This is a genomic window from Streptomyces sp. NPDC017940 (genome assembly GCF_044328435.1).
Classification (GTDB): Bacteria; Actinomycetota; Actinomycetes; order Streptomycetales; family Streptomycetaceae; genus Streptomyces.
The window spans coordinates 1,075,827-1,097,982 of sequence record NZ_JBIRHJ010000001.1 but is presented as its reverse complement, the minus strand read 5'-3'; the positions used below and the strand labels follow the sequence as shown (position 1 = coordinate 1,097,982).

Below are 22,156 nucleotides of genomic sequence, written 5' to 3'. Positions count from 1 at the left end.
GCTCCCGGCCGTCCGCGGAACCCCCGCCACGACGGCGTACGAACGCTTGCCACGGCTGCCACGTGCCCTCCTTCGGGTGCCGGGCGCCCCCGGACCACCGCTGGGCCCGCCGTCAGGCGCTCGCGCCGAGTTCGCGGACGGCTGCCGCGAACGCGTCACCACGCTTGTTGTAGTTCGTGAACATGTCCATCGACGCACAGGCGGGCGCCATCAGGACGGTGTCCCCCGGCCCCGCGAGCCGTGCCGCCTGCCGTACCGCCTCGGACATCGCACCAGTGTCCGTCCGTTCGAGGTCCACGACCGGGACCTGCGGGGCGTGTCGCGCCAGCGCTTCGCTGATCAGCGCGCGGTCGGCGCCGATCAGGACGACGCCCTTGAGGCGCGCGGCGGCACCGGCCACCAACTCGTCGAAGGTGGCGCCCTTGGCGAGGCCTCCGGCGATCCACACGATCGACTCGTAGGCGCCCAACGACGCCTGCGCGGCGTGGGTGTTGGTGGCCTTGGAGTCGTCGATGTACGCGACCCCGTCCACGTCGGCCACGTGCTCGATGCGGTGGGCGTCCGGGCTGAAGGCGCGCAGGCCCTCGCGGACCGCGGACGCGGGCACGCCGTAGGCGCGCGCGAGGGCGGCGGCGGCCAGGGCGTTGGCGATGTTGTGCGGCGCGGGCGGCCGTACGTCCGCGACCTCCGCGAGTTCCTGGGCCTGCTTGTGGCGGTCCGGCACGAAGGCACGGTCGACCAGGATGCCGTCCACGACCCCCAGTTGCGAGGGGGCGGGCGCGTTCAGCGTGAAACCGATGGCGCGGCAGCCCTCCTCGACGTCGGCGTCGCGGACCAGGTCCTCGGTGGCCTTGTCCGCGGCGTTGTAGACGCAGGCCACCTGGTTGCCCTCGTAGATGCGGCCCTTGTCGGCGGCGTAGGCCTCCATGGAGCCGTGCCAGTCGAGGTGGTCGGGCGCCAGGTTCAGGACCGCGGCGGAGTGCGCGCGCAGCGAGGGCGCCCAGTGCAGCTGGTAGCTGGAGAGCTCGACCGCGAGGACGTCGTACTCCTGCTCGCCCGTGACGACGTCGAGGAGCGAGACACCGATGTTTCCGACGGCGGCGGTGCGCAGGCCCGCCGCCTCCAGGATGGAGGCGAGCATCCGTACGGTCGTGGTCTTGCCGTTGGTGCCCGTGACCGCGAGCCACGGCGCGGCGTCCGCGCCGCGCAGGCGCCAGGCCAGCTCCACGTCGCCCCACACCTCGACGCCCGCCGCGGCAGCCGCGGCGAAGAGGGGCTTGTCGGGCTTCCAGCCGGGTGTGGTGACGACGAGGTCGGTGCCGTCGGGCAGGGTCGCGCCGTCGCCGAGACGGACGGCGACGCCCGCCGCCTCCAGGTCCGCGGCCTGCGTACGGGAACGCTCGTCGTCCCCGTCGTTGACGACCGTGACCCGCGCGCCGAGGGCGCGCAGGACCCGGGCCGCCGGGATGCCGGAGACACCGAGGCCCGCGACGGTGACGTGCTTGCCCTGCCAGTCGGTGGTCACTTGGTGGCCGCCCACCCCGCGTAGAAGAGTCCGAGCCCGACGATCACGCACATGCCCTGGATGATCCAGAAGCGGACCACCACAAGGACTTCGGACCACCCCTTGAGTTCGAAGTGGTGTTGGAGCGGCGCCATCCGGAAGACCCGCTTCCCGGTCATACGGAACGAGCCGACCTGGATGACGACCGACATGGTGATCAGTACGAAGAGACCGCCGAGCAGCGCGAGCAGCAGCTCCGTGCGGGAGCAGATCGCGAGGCCCGCGAGCGCGCCGCCGAGGGCCAGCGAGCCGGTGTCACCCATGAAGATCTTCGCGGGCGAGGTGTTCCACCACAGGAAGCCGAAGCAGGCGCCCATCAGCGCGGAGGCCACGACGGCGAGGTCGAGCGGGTCCCTGACCTCGAAACACGCCTCCGGGTTGGTGAGCGTGTTGGCGTTGGCGCAGGACTCCTGGTACTGCCAGACACCGATGAAGGTGTAGGCGCCGAAGACCATCACGGAGGCACCGGTGGCGAGGCCGTCGAGGCCGTCGGTGAGGTTCACGCCGTTCGACATCGCGAGGATCATGAACAGCGCCCAGACCACGAACAGGACCGGGCCGATCGACCAGCCGAAGTCCGTGACGAACGACAGCTTGGTGGAGGCCGGGGTCTGGTTGCGGTTGTCCGGCCAGTTCAGCGCGAGCACGGCGAAGCCGATGCCCACGATCAGCTGGCCCGCCATCTTCGCCTTGGCGCGCAGACCGAGCGAACGCTGCTTGACGATCTTGATGTAGTCGTCGAGGAAACCGACCAGGCCCATGCCCGCCATCAGGAAGAGCACCAGGAGGCCGGAGAGCGTGAACTCCCCGCCGGTGATGAACTTCGTGAGGAAGTACGCGATGAGCGTGGCCAGGATGAAGGCGATACCGCCCATGGTCGGCGTACCGCGCTTGCTGTGGTGCTCGCGCGGGCCGTCGTCCCGGATGAACTGGCCGTAGCCCTTGCGGGCCAGGAGCTTGATCAGCAGGGGCGTACCGACCAGGGTCAGGAAGAGCCCGATCACACCTGCGAAGAGGATCTGCCTCATCGGCCGGCGACCTGCCCCTCCGAAGACGCGGCGCAGCCGTCGAGCAGCGCCAGGGCGACCCGCTCGAGACCGACCGACCTGGACGCCTTCACCAGCACGACGTCTCCTGGGCGCAGCTCGCTGCGCAGCAGGTCGATCGCCGCCTGTGCGTCGGACACGTGCACCGACTCCTCACCCCACGAACCCTCGTTGTATGCGCCCAGTTGGAGCCAGGACGCTTCCCTGCCCCCGACTGCCACGAGCTTGTTCACGTTCAGCCGGACGGCAAGGCGTCCGACCGCGTCGTGCTCGGCGAGCCCGTCGTCACCCAGCTCGGCCATGTGACCGAGCACCGCCCACGTGCGTCCTCCGCCGGCCTGTCCGGCCCTGCCCATGGCCGCGAGCGCGCGCAGGGCGGCTCGCATGGACTCGGGGTTCGCGTTGTAGGCGTCGTTGACGACCGTCACACCGTCCGGGCGCTCGGTGACCTCCATCCGCCAGCGGGACAGCGTGCCCGCCTCGGAGAGCGCGAGGGCGATCTCGTCCACGGACATGCCAAGGTCATGGGCGACGGCGGCCGCGGCGAGCGCGTTCGACACGTGGTGCTCACCGTACAGGCGCAGTCGCACGTCGCTGCACCCGGAGGGTGTGGTCAGCGTGAAGGCCGGTTGTCCGTTCTCGGTGAGCCGGACATTCTCGGCGCGTACGTCGGCGTCCTCGGCCTCTCCGAAGAGCAGCACCCTGGCCTGCGTGCGGGCGGCCATCGCGCGGACGAGGGGGTCGTCGGCGTTGAGGATCGCCGTGCCGTCGGCGGGCAGCGCCTCGACGAGCTCACCCTTTGCTTGCGCGATCTGCTCCCGGCCGCCGAACTCGCCGATGTGGGCGGTGCCGACGTTCAGGACCAGACCGATCCGCGGTGGGGTGAGGCCGATGAGGTAGCGGATGTGGCCGATGCCGCGGGCGCCCATCTCCAGGACGAGGAACTTCGTCTCGTCGGTGGCGCTCAGCGCGGTCAGCGGCAGGCCGATCTCGTTGTTGAACGATCCCGGCGTCCACACCGTGGGCGCCTTGCGGCCGATGACCTGGGCGATCAGGTCCTTGGTGCTCGTCTTGCCCGCGGACCCGGTGAGGGCGACCGCAATCGCGCCGAGCCGGGCGACGACGTGCCTCGCGAGGGCGCCGAGCGCCGTCTGCACATCGTCGACGACGATCGCGGGCACCCCGCAGGGCCGCGAGCCGAGCACGGCGACCGCGCCCGCCGCGACGACCTGGTCGGCGTAGTCGTGCCCGTCGACCCGCTCGCCCACGAAGGCGGCGAACAGGGCGCCTGGCTGGACCTCACGGGAGTCCTTGACGACCGGTCCGGTCACCTGGACCTGCGGATCCGGTATGTCGTACGTCTGCCCGCCGACGACGGTGGCGATCTCGGCGAGGGAGAGGGCGATCACAACTTCATCCCTGGGTTTGCTCGATAGCTTCGCGAAGCACTTGGCGGTCGTCGAAGGGACGGACCACTCCGGCGATGTCCTGGCCCTGCTCGTGCCCCTTGCCCGCGACGAGAACGGTGTCCCCGGGTTCGGCCCGGGCGACGGCCGCGCGGATGGCGGCGGCCCTGTCCTCGAACACGGCGACGTCGCCGCGCTCGTGCGCGGGCACCTCGGCGGCGCCCGCGAGCATCGTCGCGAGGATGGCGAGGGGGTCCTCGCCGCGGGGGTTGTCCGACGTCAGTACGGCGGTGTCGGCGAGCCGGGCCGCGGCCGCGCCCATCGGCTTCCGCTTGGTCCGGTCGCGGTCGCCGCCGCAGCCGAGCACGATCGTGAGGCGGCCCTCGGTGACCTTGCGCAGCGCGCGCAGGACCGATTCGACGGCGTCCGTCTTGTGGGCGTAGTCCACGACGGCGAGGTAGGGCTGGCCCGCGTCGACGCGCTCCAGGCGGCCGGGGACGCCCGCGACGGCTCCGACGCCGTCGGCGGCGCGCTGCGGGTCGAGCCCGGCGACGGCGAGCGCCACGATCGCGGCGAGCGTGTTGGCGACGTTGAAGGGCCCCGCGAGCGGCGACTTGGCGGCGATCCGCTCGCCCTCGGGGCCGACGGCGGTGAACGTCGAGTCGAGAGGGCCGACTTCGACGTCCTCGGCGCGCCAGTCGGCGTCGGGGTGGCCCTCGGCGGAGAAGGTGGTGACGGGGATCTCGGACTCGGTGACGAGCCGGCGGCCGTACTCGTCGTCGAAGTTGACCACGCCGAGCCGTGCGCGCCGCTTCGTGAACAGCTGCGCCTTGGCCTGGAAGTAGTCCTCCATGCCGGAGTGGAACTCCATGTGCTCCGGGCTGAGGTTGTTGAAGACGGCGACGTCGAAGACGCAGCCGTCGACCCGGCCGAGGACCAGGGCGTGGCTCGAGACCTCCATCGCGACCGCCTCGACGCCGCGTTCGCGCATCACCGCGAAGAGGGCCTGGAGGTCGGTGGCTTCGGGCGTGGTCCGCTCCGACTTGATGCGCTCCTCGCCGATGCGCATCTCGACGGTGCCGATGAGTCCGGTGCTTCGGACCTCCTTGAGGCCGCCCTCGATCAAGTAGGCCGTGGTGGTCTTGCCGGAGGTGCCGGTGATGCCGATCTGGAGCAGGTCGCGGCCCGGCCTGCCGTACACCGTGGCGGCCAGCTCGCCCATGCTGCCGCGCGGGTCGGCGACGACGAGCGCCGGCAGGCCCGTGGCGGCGGCGCGGTCGGCGCCCGTCGGGTCGGTGAGGACGGCGGCGGCACCGAGGTCGGCGGCCTGCGCGACGAAGTCGGCGCCGTGCATGCGGGCGCCGGGCAGGGCGGCGTAGAGATCACCGGGACGCACCGCACGCGAGTCGTGCGTGATGCCGGTGATGGCGGCGTCCGTGCCCGGGGCCGCGGCCCCCAGCTGATCGGCGAGCTCCCCGAGGGGGGTGGCGGAGACCTGCGTCGGCCTCGGCGGACCCGGGTGGTTCACGGGAGCGTCCTTCTGAGTGGTGGGGGACTGATCAGCGTGTGGCACGGCGGTGAGCGTACCGGGCGTACCCGCCCCAGAGCCAAAAGGGAGGGGTCCTGGCGTAGTGCGGTCGGTCCCGGGGGTGGGCGCGTGGCCGCTCGTCGGGCGGTGTGTCGCGGCCCGGTTCCCCGGGTCCGGGGTGATCGTCGTCACGGGCTCTTCCTGTTCGGTGTCCGTTCCGGTCCGTTCCGGTCCCTTCCGGTCCCGTCCTAGCGGTCGTTCGCCGGCCGCCCCGGGGTCTCCGGCTTGCCGGGGCTGAACGTCACCGGCAGGCGCGCGGGGGCCTTGCCGGTGGGCGGGACCTGGAGCGTCTTGAGGGCGAACTGCATGACCTTCTTGTAGATGGGACCGCAGATCTGACCGCCGAAGTAGCTTCCCTCGGTGGCGTTCTGGATGACGCAGTAGACGGTGATGCGGGGCTTGTCGGCGGGGGCGAAGCCGGCGAAGGACGAGGTGTAGCCGTGGTAGCGGCCGGTCTTGGGGTCGACCCGGTTGGCCGTGCCGGTCTTGCCCGCGACGCGGTAGCCGGGGATGCGGGCCTTGGTCCCCGTACCCTGCTCGTCGTCGACGACGGACTCGAGCATCCGGGCGACGGTCCGCGCGGTCCTGTCGCTGACGACCCGGGTCTTCTTGGGCGCGGGCGCGGGCGTGAAGCGGCCGTCGGGCCCCTTGGTGCCGCGCACCAGGGTCGGTTCGACGCGTACGCCGCCGTTGGCGATGGTCGAGTACACCGAAGCGGCCTGCATCGCGTTGATGGAGACGCCCTGGCCGAAGGGGATCGTGAACTGCTGGGACGTCGACCACTTGGCGGGCGGCGCGAGGATGCCCGAGGTCTCGCCGGGGAAGCCGAGCCCGGTCTTCCTGCCGATGCCGAACTTCCGCAGATACGAGTAGAGGCTCTCGTTGGCCTGCTTCTGGGTCTCGCCGAGCTCGCCGGTGGCGAGGATGGTGCCGATGTTGCTGGACTTGGCGAGCACGCCGTTGAGCGTGAGGTACCAGGTCGGGTGGTCGATGTCGTCCTGGAAGAGGCGGTCCCCGCGGTGCAGCCGGTTGGGCACGGTCACGCGGGTGCCGGGGGTGGCGGCGTTCTCCTCGAGGACGGCGGCCATCGACATGACCTTGGCGGTGGAGCCGGGTTCGAAGGCGTCCTGGAGCGCGGCGTTGCCGAGGCTCGTGCTGCCGGCCTGCGAGATGTCGTTGGGGTCGAAGCCGGGCGCGTTGGCCATGGCGAGGATCTCGCCGGTCCTGGTGTCCTGTACGAGGACGTAGCCGCGGTCCGCACGGGACTTCGCGACCTGCTCGGTGATGGCGTCCTCCGCGGCCCACTGGATGTCGCGGTCGATGGTCAGCTCGACGTCCGAGCCGGGCACCGCGGGCTTCTCCGTGCTGCCCGCGGTCGGCACCCGGCGGCCGCCCGACTGGGCGTAGCGGATCTCGCCCTGCTTGCCCGCGAGTTCCTTGTTGAGCTGCTGCTCGACGCCGCCGCCGCCCTTGCCGTCGGCGTTGACCCAGCCCAGTATCCCGGCGGCGAGGCCGTCGTTCGGGTACACCCGCTTGCTGGTGGGCACGGCGAAGACGCCCCCGAGGACGTTGACCGCCCCGGGGTCGGCGCTCGCCTTGTCCGCGAGGGCGGTGCGCAGGTCCTTGATCTGCTTCCAGACCTGCGGTGTCGCGCGCCGGGCGAGCAGCGTGAAGCGCGACTTGGGCGTGCGCAGCTTCTCGGCGATCTCGTCGGTGTCCTTGTCGATGATCGGCGCGAGCAGCGCGGCGGCCTGCTCGGGCGCGTCGCCGGTCTTCGTCTCCTTCCGCGTGAAGAGCGAGGGGTCGGCGGTGATGTCGTACGCGTCCACGCTGGTGGCGAGTTCGACGCCGCCGCGGTCGGTGATGGCCCCGCGCTCGGCGGCGAGCTTGTGGGTGGAGTACCGGTTCTTCTCCGCCTTGGCGGTGTACACGTCGGCGTCCACGGCCTGTACCTGGAGGAGGCGCACCACGAAGGCGAGCATCACCAGGGTCAGTCCGAGGCTGACCATGCGCAGCCGGGGCCGCGGGCTGCCCAGGCGGATGGTCTTGGCCTTGTTCTTCGGTCCGCGTCCGGGCGGCCGGGGGCCGCGTGCGGCGGGCGGGCGCGCCCCCGGGTCCGGCCTGCGCCGGTCGGCGGGGCGAGCGGGGCCGGGGACCCGGCGCCGTGGGGGTGGCGGTTGGCGGTCCGTCACTTGCGTCACCTGCCGGGGGTCGTGGGGGCGGGCCGCTCGGCGGGGGCCGGGGGCCGGGGCGCGCCGCCCGCGGCCGCGGAGGCCGGTGCCGACGGTCCCGTGGCCGCGCCCGGGGAGCCGGTCGCGGGCGGCTGCGGGGAGGGCGTAAGCGGCCGGCTCGCCGAGGCGGAGGCGGGGGCGGAAGGGGGAGCAGAAGTGGAGACGGAGGTGGAGGCCGAGGTGGAGGTGGACGTCGCGCCGGGCGGCGGTGCCGGGGACGCGAGGAGCGGGGGCAGGACGACGGGCGACCGGGCCGCCGACGGGCGGACGGCGGCGCCCTCGGCGGCGCCGGGGACGCCGCGGACCTTGCCGTCGGGGCCGAGGAAGGCGGGGTCGCCGCCGGGGACCATGCCGAGTTCACGGGCGCGGCGCTGGAGGGCGTCCGGGGCGGCGTACTTGTCCACGTCCTTCTGGAGCGCCTGTTCCTCGTCGGTCAGCTCCTGGGTCTCCTTCTTGAGCTTCGTCAGCTGGAAGGAGCCCTCGTTGAGCGAGGAGTTGAGCAGCAGGAGCGTGATCAGGCCGCCGCCGAGGAGCAGGACGACCAGGAGCACGAAGGGAGTGCGGGCGGCCTGGCTGGGGGCCGCGGGCAGCAGCCGGGCGAGCCGTGCCGCCCTCCCCCGCAGCTCGGGCTTCTTGCTCATCGGGCCTCCTTGCGGACGCGGCTCATGGGGCCTCTCCGAAGAGGCGTGGGGCCTCCCCGAGGAGAAGGGGCCTCTCCGAAGAGTGGGCTTTCCTGAAGTGCGGGGCCTTTAGGGAGAAGGGGACCTCTCCGGAGAGGCCGCTCACGTGGCTACCTCGCGCCGGGGTCTCACAGCGCGTCCTCGCGGATGCGCTCGGCACCCCGCAGCCGGGCCGGTGCGGCCCGGCGGTTCTCGGCGATCTCTTCGTCCGTGGGCAGTTCGGCGCCGCGCGTGAGCAGCTTGAGCCGCGGCTGGTACTGCTCGGGGACGACCGGCAGACCCGGGGGCGCGGTGGTGGCGGCGCCCGCCGCGAGCACCTGCTTGACGAGGCGGTCCTCCAGCGAGTGGTACGAGAGGACGGCGATGCGGCCGCCGACGGCGAGCGTCCTGACGGCCGCGGGAATGGCCTGCTCCAGGACGCTCAGTTCGCCGTTGACCTCGATGCGCAGGGCCTGGAAGGTGCGCTTGGCGGGGTTGCCGCCGGTGCGCTTGGCGGCCTGCGGCAGCGCGTCGCGGATCAGCTCGACGAGCCGGGCGCTGTTGCTGAACGGCTCCCTCTCGCGCTCGCGCACGACGGCGGACACGATCCGCTTGGCCTGCTTCTCCTCGCCGTACGCGCGCAGGATCCGCACCAGGTCGCCGGGCGGGTAGGTGTTGAGCACCTCGGCCGCGCTGACGCCGGTCGTCTGGTCCATGCGCATGTCGAGCGGGGCGTCCTGGGCGTAGGCGAAGCCGCGGTCGGCCTCGTCGAGCTGCATGGAGGAGACGCCGAGGTCGAACAGGACGCCCTGTACGCGCGGGATGCCGAGCCGGGCGAGGACCTCGGGCAGTTCGTCGTAGACCGCGTGCACCAGGGTGGCCCGGTCGCCGTAGGGGGCGAGGCGCTCACCGGACAGGCGCAGTGCCTCCTTGTCGCGGTCCAGGGCGACGAGCCGGGCCGAGGGGAAGGCGGCGAGCAGTGCCTCGCTGTGCCCGCCGAGCCCGAGGGTGCAGTCGACGACGACGGCTCCCGGCTCCGCGAGCGCCGGGGCCAACAGGTCCAGGCACCGCTGGAGCATCACCGGGACATGTCGGGCAGAACTCACTGCACCCTCTCAGGGTCCGGCGCGGTCGCCGTGCGCACGGCCGGGTCCCCGCCCGCTCCTGAAGGGGAATCCGGCTGGCCGGCGCCGGGGAAGTGGCGTCGGCCGACCGGGAGCGGGAGGAGGCCGAGCCGTACGTACGCGCCGCGCACGTGTGGGGACTCAATGGAAATCTCCGGAACCGACCGGGAAACTCCGGAGCGGTTCAGCGGGACGGAGACCAGGAAGGAGGCCGAGCGGACTCCACTCCCGCTTCGCGTCACTTTAGTCCACCCTGTCTCGCGGTCAATCAACCGGCCTGCGCGGCGCGGCCCGGCCCGGCGGAGGGGGCCGGTCGGTCACGGAGAGCACGCGTCACCTGTTCGGACGCGGTGCCCCGCCCCTGTGGGTTCCCTCACAACAACGCTCCGTGGCGTTCTTTGTCCGCTCTCACAGCAGGCTCACACGCCCCGTGACCATTACCGTCATAGTCATGACGACTTCCGCATCAGTACCCACAGGTCCCGAAGGCGCCATAAGCACCCGGGGCGCGGGCGGGGACGGCTCGGTCACCGACCGTCTCGTCGAGGCCAACGAGCGCTACGCCGCAGACTTCACGGACCCGGGCATGGACGCCCGCCCGGTGCTGCGGGTCGCCGTGGTGGCCTGCATGGACGCCCGCCTCGACCTGCACGCCGCGCTCGGCCTCGAGCTCGGCGACTGTCATACGATCCGCAACGCCGGGGGTGTGGTCACCGATGACGTCCTGCGGTCCCTGACCATCAGCCAGCGGGCGCTCGGCACCCGCAGCGTGGCCCTCATCCACCACACCGGTTGCGGCCTCGAGTCCCTCACCGAGGAGTTCCGGCACGACCTGGAGATGGAGGTCGGGCAGCGTCCGTCCTGGGCGGTGGAGTCGTTCCGCGACGTGGACCAGGACGTGCGCCAGTCCATGCAGCGGGTGCGGACGTCGCCGTTCCTCCTGCACACCGACGACGTGCGGGGATTCGTCTTCGACGTCAAGACGGGGCTGCTGCGCGAGATCGACCCCGCGTGACCGGGTCGAGCCTCCATGTCCGGGTCGACCCTGCCTGACCGGATCGACCCCGCGTGACCGTTGCGTGCTGGGTACCGGACAATCTCCGGTACCCAAAAATGGCAAGAAAGGACATATCGCCGCCAGTTGTCCACAGGCAAGTGACACGAACCGGTAAGCCCAACAAGAATGCGTGTGTGGCGTCACGCTGAACCATTCCGGCGTGGTGTCCGTGTTTCGGGGTGGGCCCGGTCCGTGCGAGAGCGTCGGCCCGGGGAAACCAGGAAAGAGGTGTCCCTTGCTCCTTGCCGAGCGTGGGGAAGGGCCGAGGAGGGCCGGGTGACGACCTATGACGATCGAGCGAGCCTCACGGATCTGACCACGACCGCGGAGCGTGTCCGCAGGTCGATCGAGGGTGTGATCGAGGGCAAGCCGGAGGTCGTACGGCTTTCGCTGACCGTGCTCCTGGCGGAGGGGCACCTGCTCATCGAGGATGTGCCGGGCGTGGGCAAGACCATGCTTGCCAAGGCGCTCGCACGGTCCGTCGACTGCTCGGTGCGGCGCATCCAGTTCACGCCGGACCTGCTGCCGTCGGACATCACCGGTGTGTCCATCTTCGACCAGCAGCGCCGTGACTTCGAGTTCAAGCCGGGCGCGATCTTCGCGCAGATCGTGATCGGCGACGAGATCAACCGCGCGTCGCCGAAGACGCAGTCCGCGCTCCTGGAGTCCATGGAGGAGCGCCAGGTCACCATCGACGGGCAGACGTACGAACTGCCGAGCCCCTTCATGGTGGTGGCCACCCAGAACCCGGTCGAGATGGAGGGCACGTATCCGCTGCCCGAGGCGCAGCGCGACCGCTTCATGGCCCGGGTCTCGATCGGCTATCCGGGTCCGGAGGCCGAGTTGCGGATGCTGGACGTGCACGGCGGGGTCTCACCGCTCGACGACCTCCAGCCGGTGGCCCACGCGCACGACATCGTGAAGCTCATAGACGCGGTCCGCACCGTCCATGTCTCCGAGGCCGTGCGCAGGTACGCGGTCGACCTGGTGGGCGCGACCCGCACCCACCAGGACCTGAGACTGGGTGCGTCGCCGCGCGCGACGCTGCACCTGCTGCGCGCCGCCAAGGCCTCCGCCGCGCTCAGCGGCCGGGACTTCGCCCTGCCCGACGACGTGCAGGCGCTCGCCGTCGCGGTCCTCGCCCACCGTCTGCTGCCCACGGCCCAGGCGCAGCTGAACCGCCGCACGGCCGAGTCGGTCGTCCTCGAGATCCTCCAGCGCACCCCCGTCCCGGCGGCCTCCCAGGCCGGCCAGGGCTTCTTCGGGCAGCAGCCGCCCGGCGCCCGGAGGCTGTGATGGCCGCCGCGGGGCAGGGCGCGCGGGCCGACGACGACCGGGGCGGCCTGCGCACGGCGCTGGCCGGCCTGACCACCCGCGGGCGGTCCTTCTTCGCGGCAGGCATCGCCGCGGCGGTGTGCGCCTACGTCCTCGGCCAGAGCGACCTGCTGCGGGTCGGTCTGCTGCTCGCGGTGCTGCCCCTGGTGTGCGCGGCCGTGCTCTACCGCACCCGCTACCGCGTCGCGGGCAGCCGCAGGCTCTCCCCCGCGCGCGTGCCCGCAGGGTCGGAGGCCCGCGTGCACCTGCGGATGGACAACGTCTCGCGCCTGCCCACGGGCCTGCTGATGCTCCAGGACCGGGTGCCGTACGTCCTCGGGCCGCGGCCGCGCTTCGTGCTCGACCGGGTCGAGGCGGGGGGCCGCCGCGAGGTGTCCTACCGCGTGCGCTCGGACCTGCGCGGCCGCTATCCCCTCGGCCCGCTCCAGCTGCGTCTGACCGACCCGTTCGGGATGTGCGAGCTGACCCGCTCCTTCTCCACGTACGACACGCTGACCGTCATCCCGCGCGTGGAGGCACTGCCGCCGGTCCGGCTCACGGGCGAGGCGAAGGGGTACGGCGACGGGCGGCACCGCTCGCTCGCCCTCGCCGGTGAGGACGACGTCATCCCGCGCGGCTACCGCCACGGCGACGACCTGCGCCGCGTCCACTGGCGCTCCACGGCGCGCTACGGCGAGCTGATGGTGCGCCGCGAGGAGCAGCCGCAGCGCTCGCGCTGCACGGTCCTGCTGGACACCAGGGACGTGGCCCATCAGGGCACGGGACCCGACTCGGCCTTCGAGTGGGCCGTCTCCGGCACGGCGTCCACGCTGGTGCACATGCTCGAACGCGGCTTCTCGGTCCGCCTCCTGACCGACACCGGCAACTCGCTGCCCGGGGAGGGCGCGGACGGCTTCGCGGGCGCGAGCCAGGAGTCGGCCGACGCCGCAGGACTGATGATGGACACGCTCGCCGTGATCGACCACTCGGACGGCGCGGGGCTCTCGCGCGCGTACGACGTGCTGCGCGGCGGCAACGAAGGCCTCCTGGTGGCCTTCATCGGCGATCTCGACGACGAACAGGCCGCGGTCCTCGCGAAGATGCGGCAGCGCAGCGGCGCGGCGGTCGCCTTCGTCCTGGACGGCGCCGCCTGGGCCCAGGGCCCGGGCGGGGCGCCGTCAGCGGCGGTGCGGCACTCGGTGCGGCTGCTGCGCGACGCGGGCTGGACGGCGGTCGCGGTGCCTCCGGCCGCCGCGCTCGCCGACCTGTGGCGCCAGGCGGACCACCTGCGCACGGGGGCGGGGTCCGCTCCGGTGACGGGGGCGTTCGGGGCGGCGGGGGGCGACGAGCGGGGGCCGGTCATGAGTGGAGGCCTGTCATGAGCGGGGGCCGGTCGTGAGCGGGTGCCGGTCGTGAGCGGGCGGGTCATGAGCGGGCGGGTCCGCGCGGACGACGAGGGGTTCTCGGTGAGCCCGGGGGGTGCTTCATGAGTGGGCGTACGCGGCTTGCGCTGTGTGCCACCGCCGCCACGCTGATGGCGTCGGGCGCGCTGCTGCCGCTCGTCGACACGTCGGGCTGGATCGTCCAGGCGGCGATCCTCCTCGCCGTGCAGAGCGGGGTCGGGGGCCTCGCGCGCCGGGTGCCCCTGGCGCGCCCGGTCACGGTGGCCGCACAGGCCCTGGTGTCGCTGCTCTGCCTGACGCTGCTGTTCGCACAGGAGCAGGCGCTCGCCGGGGTGCTCCCGGGGCCCGAGGTCTTCCGGCAGTTCGGTGTGCTCCTGGAGGCGGGCGGCGACGACGTCGGGCGGTACGCCATTCCGGCGCCGCTCACCGACGGCATCCGCCTGATGGTGGTCGGCGGTGTGCTCCTGGTCGGCCTCGCCGTCGACGCGCTCGCGGTGACGTTCCGCACCGCCGCGCCCGCCGGGCTGCCGCTGCTCGCCCTGTACTCGGTCGCGGCGGGCCTCTCCGAGGACGGCGCCGGATGGCTGTGGTTCCTCCTCGCGGCGGCCGGGTATCTGCTGCTGCTCCTGGCCGAGGGCCGGGACCGGCTCTCCCAGTGGGGTCGCGTGTTCGGCGGGGCCGCGCGGGCGCAGGGCAGCGTCTCGGGCGGCCTGGAGACCGACGGCGGTGCCACCGCGCCGGTGCGCACGGGCCGCCGGATCGGCGCCGTCGCCCTGGGTGTCGCGCTCGTCGTTCCGCTCGCGCTGCCCTCCCTGGACGGAGGCCTCCTGGACGGTTCGGACGGCCCCGGGGGCGGTGGCGGCAACGGCGGCGGCACGATCAGCGCGGTGAATCCGCTGGTCGCGCTCCAGGACAGCCTGAACCAGCCGGAGGACCGCCAGGTCATCTCGTACCGTACGAATGCCAAGAACTCGCAGGACATGTACCTGCGGATCGTCTCGCTCGACAAGTTCGACGGCACCACCTGGAAGACGACCGTCCGGGACATCGAGGACATCCCGGCGCGCCTCCCCGACCCGCAGGGCCTCGCCCCTTCCGTCCGCAGGACCGAGATCCAGACGAACCTCTCGGCCGACGACCGCTACGCCCAGAACTGGCTGCCGATGCCGTATCCGGCGAGCCAGGTCCGCATCGGCGGCCGCTGGCGGTACGAGCCGGTGGGCCGCACGGTCGTCGGGGACCGCCGCCAGACCACGCGCGGCGCGCAGTACGGCGTGAGCAGCCTGGTGGTCGAGCCGACCGCCGAGCAGCTCGCGACCGCTCCCCCCGCGCCGTCCGACCTGGCAGAGGAGTTCACCAAGGTGCCGGACTCGCTGCCCTCGGTGGTGGCGGCCACGGCCCGCAAGGTCACCGACGGTTCCGCCAACGACTACGAACGCGCGGTGAAGTTGCAGGACTGGTTCGCGTCGGACGGCGGCTTCACGTACAACACGCAGGTCCGCGCGGGCAGCGGGCCCTCGGCCATCGTGCGTTTCCTGGAGCAGAAGGAGGGCTTCTGCGTCCACTTCTCCTTCGCCATGGCGTCGATGGCCCGCACGCTCGGCATCCCGGCGCGCGTCGCGGTGGGCTTCACCCCGGGCTCGGCGCAGGCGGACGGCACCATGTCGGTGGGCCTGCGGGACGCCCACGCGTGGCCCGAGCTGTACTTCGAGGGCGTGGGCTGGACACGGTTCGAGCCGACGCCCAACCGTGGTTCGGTGCCCGACTACACCCGTGCGGACACGCCGTCCGAGCAGTCCGACGAGTCGGCCGTGCCGGAGCCGTCGGACTCGGCCGCGCCGTCACCTGCTCCCTCGCAGTCGCAGGACTGCCCGCGCGACGCGCAGCGGCAGGGCGGCTGCGCGAGCGCGATGCCGCAGCTCGCGGGCGGCTCCGACGACGACGGGCCGCCGCTCGGCCTGATCGTCGGCGGGTCGCTGCTCGCGCTCCTCGTCCTCGTGGTGCCGCTGTTGCCGATGCTGTGGCGGGCGCGGGTGCGCGCGGTGCGGCTCGGGGCCGGGGCGCGCGTCTCGGCGGACGGGGCGCGTTCGGTGCGCTCCGAGGAGGGCGGGCGTGCTCCTGCGGACGCGGTGGCCGCGCGCACGCTGGCCGCCTGGCAGGAGGTCACCGACACCGCGTGGGACCACGGCATTCCCCCGGACGAGTCCCACACCCCGCGCATGGCGGCCGCTCGGATCGTCCGTGTCGGCGGTCTCGGCCCGGCCCCGGCGGAGTCGGTCCACCGGGTGGCGGCCGCCGTGGAGCAGGTCCTGTACGCGCCCCGTCCACAGCCCGCTCAGGGTCTCGGGGACGATGTGCGCCGGCTGCGGCAGGGCCTGCGCGCCTCTGCGAGCCGTCCGGCGCGGCTGCGGGCGATGCTCGCGCCGCGTTCGGCCGCCCGGGTGGTGTGGACGGCGTCGGACCGCTGGTCGGCGTTCACCGCCCGCTGTGCGGAGTGGGCGGCCAGGCGCTGGGCGGCCCTGCGGAGGCCGGCCCGGCAAGGGGGCTGAGCGGGGCGGTACGGGTGCAGGGCCCTGGCGGGACATGTGTGTGGGGGGGGCGACTGCGGAGGGTGCGGTCGCCCCTCTCCCCCCGCATATGTCCGGCCTGATGCGCTGTTGTACGGGGTGGTGCGTGCGGTACGCGGAGGTGCGCACCCGGGGGGTACGCACTCGGGGGTGCGTAGGCGATCCCCGCGGTTCCATGGGCTCCGGCGGCCCCAGCGGCTCCACCGGCTCCGGCTCCATTGGTGTTCCAGGGCGCTTTGAGCGATCGGTCCTGTGGCGAGGGGGTGGCCCGGCGGAGAGGGCCAGGGGTTGCAAGGCTTGGGACGTCTCGGGGTCCGGTCCGGGGTAGCTAGGGCGAGGGGCGGGGCTGCCGAGGCCTGGGGCGCCTCGCGACTGAGGGCCGGTCGGCGGAAGTCGAGGCGGTTGAGGCCCGGGGGCGCCTCACGACTGGGGGCCGTCGAGGGGTGCCAGGACTGTCGAAGCCCGGGGCGTCTCACGACTCGGGGCCGTCGAAGGTCGGCCAGGGCTGTCAAAGGGAGGACGAGCTTGTCAAGGCCCGATGCCCTACTACCCGGGGCGTCTCACGGGCCGGGGGCATGCGGTCCTCGCACACCCTGCTGTTCCGGAGCCTTTGCTGGTCGGAAGCTCTTACTGGTCCGGAGTCCTGCCGGTCCGGAGTCTTGCCAGCCCGTGGCCATGTCGGTCCGGGGCCACGCCGGTCCGGAACCCTCGCTGGCCCGAAGCGCCTTCGCTGGACCGGGGCCGCCCCTCTCCCGGGACCCCACCGTCCCAGAGGGCCCCCACCGCCCCGGAACCGCTCAAGGCCCAGGGGCCGGCTACTGCTGTTCGTCCCTGCGGCGCTGCCAGCGCTGTTCGATGCGGTCCATCATGGATCGCCGCTGCTGCCTGGGCTGATGCCTGCGTCCCGCCGGCGCGCCGGGGCCTGGGCCGGTGGCCGGGGCCGCGGCGTTCGGGGCCTGTTCACCCGGCTTGGGCGCCTTGCGCCAACCGGTGACGGCGAGCACGGCACACCCCAGCATGACGAGGAAACCCACCACGCTCACCCAGATCAGCTGGGCGACCATCCCGGCCATGAGAAGGGCAATGCCCACCAGGAAGCCCGCGACCGCTTGGTAGACCCGCTTCCGGGTGTACGTACGCAGCCCGCTTCCCTCAAGCGCTGTCGCGAACTTGGGATCTTCGGCGTACAGCGCTCGCTCCATCTGCTCGAGCATGCGCTGCTCGTGCTCCGAGAGCGGCACGGAGTCCTCCTCATCGTGCAGTCGCCAGGGCGACCGGGGGGTCCCCTTCAGGATAGGCAGGGAATCGCCCCCGTGAAACCCGCCCCTCTGCGCCAACTTCGCCAAACCGGACCGCCAGGTCGCTCCGGCTCGCTGAAGCCTGCATTCCCCAGCGACCGGTCCGTCATGCCGGACGGTGTCCCTCGATCATACGGCGCCAGTAGCCCGTTCGGGGCGCCTGTGGCGTACTCCATGTGCCGCTGCGCCGCTGATCAGCGACCCGGTCCCAGCCGTCACTCGCGACACACCGGAGCCGGGGCCACTCAGGCCCCGGGGACCTCTCAGGACTCGGGGGTCCCATCGGCCCCGGGAGTCTCACCCAGCACGTGCAGCTGCGTGGCCACCGCATGGAAGGCGGACAGCTCCGCGGCGGCGGCCTCCAGCTTGAGCAGGGCGTCGAGAGCGCCCGGCTCGGTGTCCACGAGGACACCGGGGACCAGGTCGGCGAAGACGCGCACGCCGTGCACGGCGCCCACGCGCAGCCCGGCACCCTCGACGAGGCCGCTGAGCTGCTCGGCGGTGAAGCGGCGCGGCACGGGGTCGCTCTCGCCCCAGCGCCCGGCCGGGTCGCCGAGCGCCCGGTGCGCCTCGCTGAAGTGCCCGGCGAGCGCACGGGCGAGCACGGCACCGCCGAGGCCCGCGGCGAGCAGGCTGAGGACACCGCCGGGACGCAGCGCGCCGACGGCGTTCCGCACGCCTTCGGCCGGGTCGTCCACGTACTCCAGGACGCCGTGGCAGAGCACGGCGTCGTACCCGCCGCGCTCGACCACGTCGAAGAGGCCGTGCACGTCGCCCTGCACGCCGCGCACGCGGTCGGCGACACCGGCCTCGGCGGCGCGGCGCTCCAGGGCGAACAGGGCGTTCGGGCTGGGGTCGACGACGGTGACGCGGTGCCCGAGGGCGGCCACGGGCACCGCGAAGTTGCCGCTGCCGCCGCCGGTGTCGAGCACGTCGAGGGCGACCGGTCCCGCGCCGCCCCCGGACGCGCCGTCCGGCCCCTGTGCCGTGGCCTTGACCCGGCGGTCCAGGGCGTCCTTCAGGACGTCCCAGACCACGGCGGTACGGAGAGAAGCGCGGGGGCGCATCGGGTCCGACACGGCAGTTGACTCCTCGGCGCGGCTCCGCCTGATCTGCGGCGGGCTGTTCGGTGCGGGCGCTCCCACCCTAATGGGAATCGAGGAGGCGCTTCGCCCGCCCCGGCAGGTCAGCTCGCGTCCGGCGACTCCTGTCGTGGCTGGGGCAGCACGGGCTGGAGCACGAGCATCCGCTCGACCAGGCGCAGGAACATCGAGACGTCCCGATGCAGGTCGTCCGCGTCCCGGTTGCTCGCGGCACCCTGGATGCCCGCCTCCGCGCGGGCCCTGCGGGCGGCCCCGGAGGCGAACAGGGCGCTCCATTCGGTCAGTTCGGGGGCTATCTCGGGAAGCACTTCCCAGGCGCTTCGGATGCGCTGCCTGCGTCGCGGGGCTAGCTCGGGGCGGCCGCGGGCGGCGAGGACCGCGGCGGCGGTGCGCAGGGCGGCGAGGTGGGCGGTGGCGTAGCGCTCGTTCGGAGTGTCCAGGTGCGCCGCCTCGTCGAGTCCGGCGCGGGCCTGGGCGAGCAGTTCGAGGGCGGCGGGCGGAGCCGTGGCCCGGCGGAGCACCGGGTGGACGTCGCTCGCGGGACCGGTCAGTGAGGGGGCAGGGCCGAGGGCGCGGCGCCGGTGTGCGGCTGCTGCGTTGGTGCTGGCCATGACGAACCTCCTGTCGTCTGTGTGACGGCGCAGTGGCCGTATGTGCCCATCGTGAAGTACGCCACTGACAATCCGGCCTGACCTGGGCCTTTGCCGTCGGGCCCGTTGTCTCGCCCGCACGTTCCGGTTAGCTTCTGTACTGACTGGTCAGTACAGAAGAGGGGAGTGGGCCGTGGACGGTCGTCCGTACGGCGCCGCCGTCGATGCGGTGGACTTCGGCCTGAAGGGTCCGCGTGGCTGGGCGTTCCGCGGGGTCGGCGTCGCCGCGGGGCCCGGCGCGCTCGTCGCGGTCGAGGGTCCGTCGGGCTCCGGCCGCACCTGTCTCCTGCTCGCCCTGACCGGGCGCATGCGCGCCACCGAGGGAACGGCGTCGGTGGGGCGGTTCCGGCTGCCGAAGCAGCTCGCGGCGGGGCGCGGGATCAGCGCGGTCGCCCATGTGCCCGGCGTCACCGACCTCGACCCGGCGCTGACCGTCGCCGAGCACCTGCGGGAGCGCGCGCTCCTTCAACGGCGGTTCGAGAGCCCGTTGCGCGCGCTGCTCCGCCCGCAGGCGGAGCGGGCCGCCGCTTCCCGGCTGTGCGTCGACGACGCGGTGCGGGCCGCCGGACTCGACGTCGAGGCGCTGCCCAAGGGTGCGCGGACCTCCGTACGGGATCTGGACCGCCTGGAGGTGCTGCGGCTCTCCGTGGCGCTCGCGCTGATGGGGCGGCCCCGGCTGCTCGGCGTCGACGACCTCGACCTGAAGCTCTCGGACGCCGAGAGGGACGAGGCCTGGGCGCTGCTGCGGTCCGTCGCCGAGCGGGGGACGACGGTGGTGGCCGTGTGCCGTGAGGCCCCCGAGGGGGTGGTGGTCGTCTCGACGGCGCCGTCGGCCACGCGCGCGTACGCCGGTGCCCCCGCCGGCGGGGATGCCACCGCGGGCACGGACGGCGCCGACGACATCGCGGACGCCGACCACTCCGACAAGACCCTCGACGCCCATACCGCCCACACCACCCGCGAAGCCCCCGACGCCCACGCCACCCCCGACTCCCACTACACCCCCGACACCCCTGACACCGACAAGGACGCAGCCGATGCGGTCGCCGAAGCTCGCCGCGCTTGAGCTCAAGCGCTTCGGCAGGGGCAGGCTGCCGCGTGCGGCCCTGGTGGCCCTCCTGTTGCTGCCCCTGCTGTACGGCGCGCTGTACCTGTGGTCCTTCTGGGACCCCTACGGCCGTCTGGACAGGATCCCGGTGGCTCTCGTGAACGACGACGGGGGCGCCACCGTCGACGGCAAGAAGGTCACCGCGGGCGACGACATCGTCGAGCGGCTGCGTGACAGCAAGACGTTCGAGTGGCACGAGGTGAGCGACAGCGAGGCGCGTGCGGGCGTCGCGGACGGCTCGTACTACCTGTCCCTGACGATGCCGTCCGACTTCAGCAGGCGCGTGGGCTCCAGTTCCGGCGACTCCCCGGAGACGGGCGCCCTGCGGGTGCGCACCAACGACTCCAACAACTACATCGTCGGCCAGATCTCCCGGACCGTCTTCTCCGAGGTGCGCTCGGCCGCGTCGACGAAGGCGTCCCGGAACATGCTCGACAAGATCTTCATCTCGTTCTCCGACATCCACGGCAGGACGCAGGACGCCGCGCGGGGCGCCGACCGGATCGAGGGCGGCATCGGGAAGGCGAAGAAGGGCTCGCAGCGGCTCGTCGACGGCCTGGAGGACGCCAAGGAGGGCAGCGGGAAGCTGGCCGGGGGTGTCAAGAAGCTGCACACCGGAGCGGGTGACCTGGAGGAGGGTTCGCGGCGGCTCGCCGAAGGGACGCAGAAGCTGGCCGACAAGGTCAACGGCGTGGCCGGCAAGGTCCGCCCGTACCTGAAGGACAACGGCAGGACCATCGGGGACAGCGCGCAGCTGGTGGCCGACTCCTCGAAGGCGGTACGCCGTCACCTGGACGATTTCGTCGAGGCGGCACCGGCGGCGGCTGAGAGCGCCGAGAAGGGCTCGGCGGCCATGGACGGCGTCTACGAAAGGCGCTGCGAGAACCTCCCCGCGCCCGACCCGGCGTGCCCGGACCTGAAGAAGGCGAAGGACGCAGCCGCCGACGTGGCGACCGTCGCCACCGACGTCGACACCCTCGTCCAGGACCAGACGGGCGGCCTCGCCCGGCTCGACCGGGACCTCGGCAAGCTCCAGCGCAAGGCCCAGGCCCTCGCCGACCGGGCACCGCACCTGGACGAGGACCTGGACAAGGCGGTCCGGGACATCAACGAGCTGAACAAGGGCGCGGGCGACGTCTCCGCGGGCGCCAGGAAGCTGCACAAGGGCCTCGGTACCGCCAAGACCGGCGCCACGAAGCTGGACACCGGCGTCGGCGACCTGAGGACGGGCGCGAGCGATCTCGACGGCGGCATCTTCAAACTGGCCGACGGCACCCAGAAGTTGGCGGGCGGACTGCACGACGGCGTCAAGAAGATCCCCGACTACGACAAGCGGGACCGCGACCGGCGCACGGACGTCATGGCCGACCCGGTGCGGTTGGCCTCCCAGTCCCTGCACAAGGCGCCCAACTACGGCACGGGCTTCGCCCCGTACTTCATCCCGCTGTCCCTGTGGGTCGGCGCGATGGTCGCGTACATGTTGATCCAGCCGCTCAACCGGCGCGCCCTCGCCGCGGGCGCGCCCGCCTGGCGCATCGCCGTCGCGGGCTGGCTGCCGGTGGCCGCCATCGGCACGCTGCAAGTGGCGGCCCTGATGTCGGTGCTGCACTGGCGACTCGGCCTCCAGATGGAGCGTGCCGCCGGGACGATCGGCTTCCTGGCGCTGGTGACGTGCTGCTTCGCGGCGATCGTGCAGTGGCTCAACGCGCGCTTCGGAGCGGCGGGGCGGATCCTCGTCCTCGCCCTCCTGATGCTCCAGTTGACGTCGGCGGGCGGCACCTACCCGGTGCAGACGAGCCCGGCGTTCTTCGGCGCGATCCACCCGTACCTGCCGATGAGTCACGTCGTCGACGCCCTGCGCAGGCTCATCACGGGCGGCGGCCTCGGTCCGGTGTGGACGGCGTGCGCGGTCCTGACCGCGTTCACGGCGGGCGCGCTCGCGCTCACCGCTGTCTCCGCGCGCCGCAGACAGGTGTGGACTCTCGACCGGCTGCACCCGGAGCTGAGCCTGTGAACGTGGCGGAACCTGTGAAAATCA

General features: G+C 72.8%; 16 protein-coding genes. 6 read left to right on the top strand and 10 right to left on the bottom strand.

Annotation, left to right across the window (positions count from 1 at the left end; translation table 11 throughout):
• Window positions 1-112: 112 nt before the first annotated feature.
• The 7 genes from murD to rsmH all read right to left on the bottom strand — a co-directional run bounded on the left by murD (window position 113) and on the right by rsmH (window position 9,600).
• Window positions 113-1,540, bottom strand: coding sequence for a UDP-N-acetylmuramoyl-L-alanine--D-glutamate ligase (murD, locus tag ACH4DX_RS04610; protein ID WP_398153963.1), 1,428 nt, complete (start codon window positions 1,538-1,540; stop codon window positions 113-115).
• Entirely contained in the window at window positions 1,522-2,592 is a 1,071-nt protein-coding gene (gene mraY, locus ACH4DX_RS04605; RefSeq protein WP_030564377.1) for a phospho-N-acetylmuramoyl-pentapeptide-transferase, read from the bottom strand. Before mraY ends, murD begins: the two co-directional genes overlap by 19 nt.
• Window positions 2,589-4,019 (bottom strand): UDP-N-acetylmuramoyl-tripeptide--D-alanyl-D-alanine ligase, encoded by a 1,431-nt coding sequence (murF, locus tag ACH4DX_RS04600; protein ID WP_398153962.1) that lies wholly within the window; start codon window positions 4,017-4,019, stop codon window positions 2,589-2,591. The genes mraY and murF overlap by 4 nt, the downstream gene beginning before the upstream one ends.
• Before the next feature lie 4 nt (window positions 4,020-4,023).
• On the bottom strand, window positions 4,024-5,736 hold the full coding sequence (locus ACH4DX_RS04595; RefSeq protein WP_398117738.1) for a UDP-N-acetylmuramoyl-L-alanyl-D-glutamate--2,6-diaminopimelate ligase: 1,713 nt from the start codon (window positions 5,734-5,736) through the stop codon (window positions 4,024-4,026).
• Between the two features lie 56 nt (window positions 5,737-5,792).
• On the bottom strand, window positions 5,793-7,613 hold the full coding sequence (locus ACH4DX_RS04590) for a peptidoglycan D,D-transpeptidase FtsI family protein (RefSeq protein WP_398154178.1): 1,821 nt from the start codon (window positions 7,611-7,613) through the stop codon (window positions 5,793-5,795).
• Window positions 7,614-7,801: 188 nt separating this feature from the next.
• Window positions 7,802-8,476 (bottom strand): septum formation initiator family protein, encoded by a 675-nt coding sequence (locus ACH4DX_RS04585; protein ID WP_398153961.1) that lies wholly within the window; start codon window positions 8,474-8,476, stop codon window positions 7,802-7,804.
• A 167-nt stretch (window positions 8,477-8,643) separates the two neighbouring features.
• Complete coding sequence (gene rsmH / locus ACH4DX_RS04580) at window positions 8,644-9,600, bottom strand: 16S rRNA (cytosine(1402)-N(4))-methyltransferase RsmH (RefSeq protein ID WP_398153960.1); 957 nt, start codon at window positions 9,598-9,600, stop codon at window positions 8,644-8,646.
• 469 nt (window positions 9,601-10,069) lie between these two features.
• Between rsmH and ACH4DX_RS04575 the strand changes: the two genes are divergently transcribed.
• The 4 genes from ACH4DX_RS04575 to ACH4DX_RS04560 all read left to right on the top strand — a co-directional run bounded on the left by ACH4DX_RS04575 (window position 10,070) and on the right by ACH4DX_RS04560 (window position 15,941).
• The gene (locus ACH4DX_RS04575) at window positions 10,070-10,633 is read left to right on the top strand and encodes a beta-class carbonic anhydrase (RefSeq protein ID WP_398117732.1); all 564 of its coding nucleotides are present in this window, start codon (window positions 10,070-10,072) and stop codon (window positions 10,631-10,633) included.
• Window positions 10,634-10,951: 318 nt separating this feature from the next.
• Window positions 10,952-11,971 (top strand): AAA family ATPase, encoded by a 1,020-nt coding sequence (locus tag ACH4DX_RS04570; protein ID WP_398117730.1) that lies wholly within the window; start codon window positions 10,952-10,954, stop codon window positions 11,969-11,971.
• Window positions 11,971-13,371 carry a DUF58 domain-containing protein gene (locus tag ACH4DX_RS04565; protein ID WP_398153959.1) on the top strand — a complete coding sequence of 467 codons (1,401 nt, stop codon included), beginning with the start codon at window positions 11,971-11,973 and terminating at the stop codon, window positions 13,369-13,371. Before ACH4DX_RS04570 ends, ACH4DX_RS04565 begins: the two co-directional genes overlap by 1 nt.
• Window positions 13,372-13,475: 104 nt before the next feature.
• Window positions 13,476-15,941: a DUF3488 and DUF4129 domain-containing transglutaminase family protein gene (locus tag ACH4DX_RS04560; RefSeq protein ID WP_398153958.1), complete on the top strand. Its 2,466-nt coding sequence runs from the start codon at window positions 13,476-13,478 to the stop codon at window positions 15,939-15,941.
• Between the two features lie 833 nt (window positions 15,942-16,774).
• Here the strand turns inward: ACH4DX_RS04560 and ACH4DX_RS04555 are convergent.
• The 3 genes from ACH4DX_RS04555 to ACH4DX_RS04545 all read right to left on the bottom strand — a co-directional run bounded on the left by ACH4DX_RS04555 (window position 16,775) and on the right by ACH4DX_RS04545 (window position 18,971).
• Window positions 16,775-17,200, bottom strand: coding sequence for a DUF3040 domain-containing protein (locus ACH4DX_RS04555; protein WP_398153957.1), 426 nt, complete (start codon window positions 17,198-17,200; stop codon window positions 16,775-16,777).
• Between the two features lie 320 nt (window positions 17,201-17,520).
• Entirely contained in the window at window positions 17,521-18,336 is an 816-nt protein-coding gene (locus ACH4DX_RS04550) for a methyltransferase (RefSeq protein ID WP_398153956.1), read from the bottom strand.
• A 107-nt stretch (window positions 18,337-18,443) separates the two neighbouring features.
• A complete protein-coding gene (locus ACH4DX_RS04545; protein ID WP_398153955.1) occupies window positions 18,444-18,971 on the bottom strand; it encodes an SAV_6107 family HEPN domain-containing protein in 528 nt (175 codons plus the stop codon).
• 172 nt (window positions 18,972-19,143) lie between these two features.
• On the opposite strand from ACH4DX_RS04545, the gene ACH4DX_RS04540 reads away from it, so the two are divergent.
• Window positions 19,144-20,076 (top strand): ATP-binding cassette domain-containing protein, encoded by a 933-nt coding sequence (locus ACH4DX_RS04540; RefSeq protein WP_398153954.1) that lies wholly within the window; start codon window positions 19,144-19,146, stop codon window positions 20,074-20,076.
• Window positions 20,048-22,132, top strand: coding sequence for a YhgE/Pip family protein (locus ACH4DX_RS04535; protein WP_398153953.1), 2,085 nt, complete (start codon window positions 20,048-20,050; stop codon window positions 22,130-22,132). Before ACH4DX_RS04540 ends, ACH4DX_RS04535 begins: the two co-directional genes overlap by 29 nt.
• Window positions 22,133-22,156: the final 24 nt, after the last annotated feature.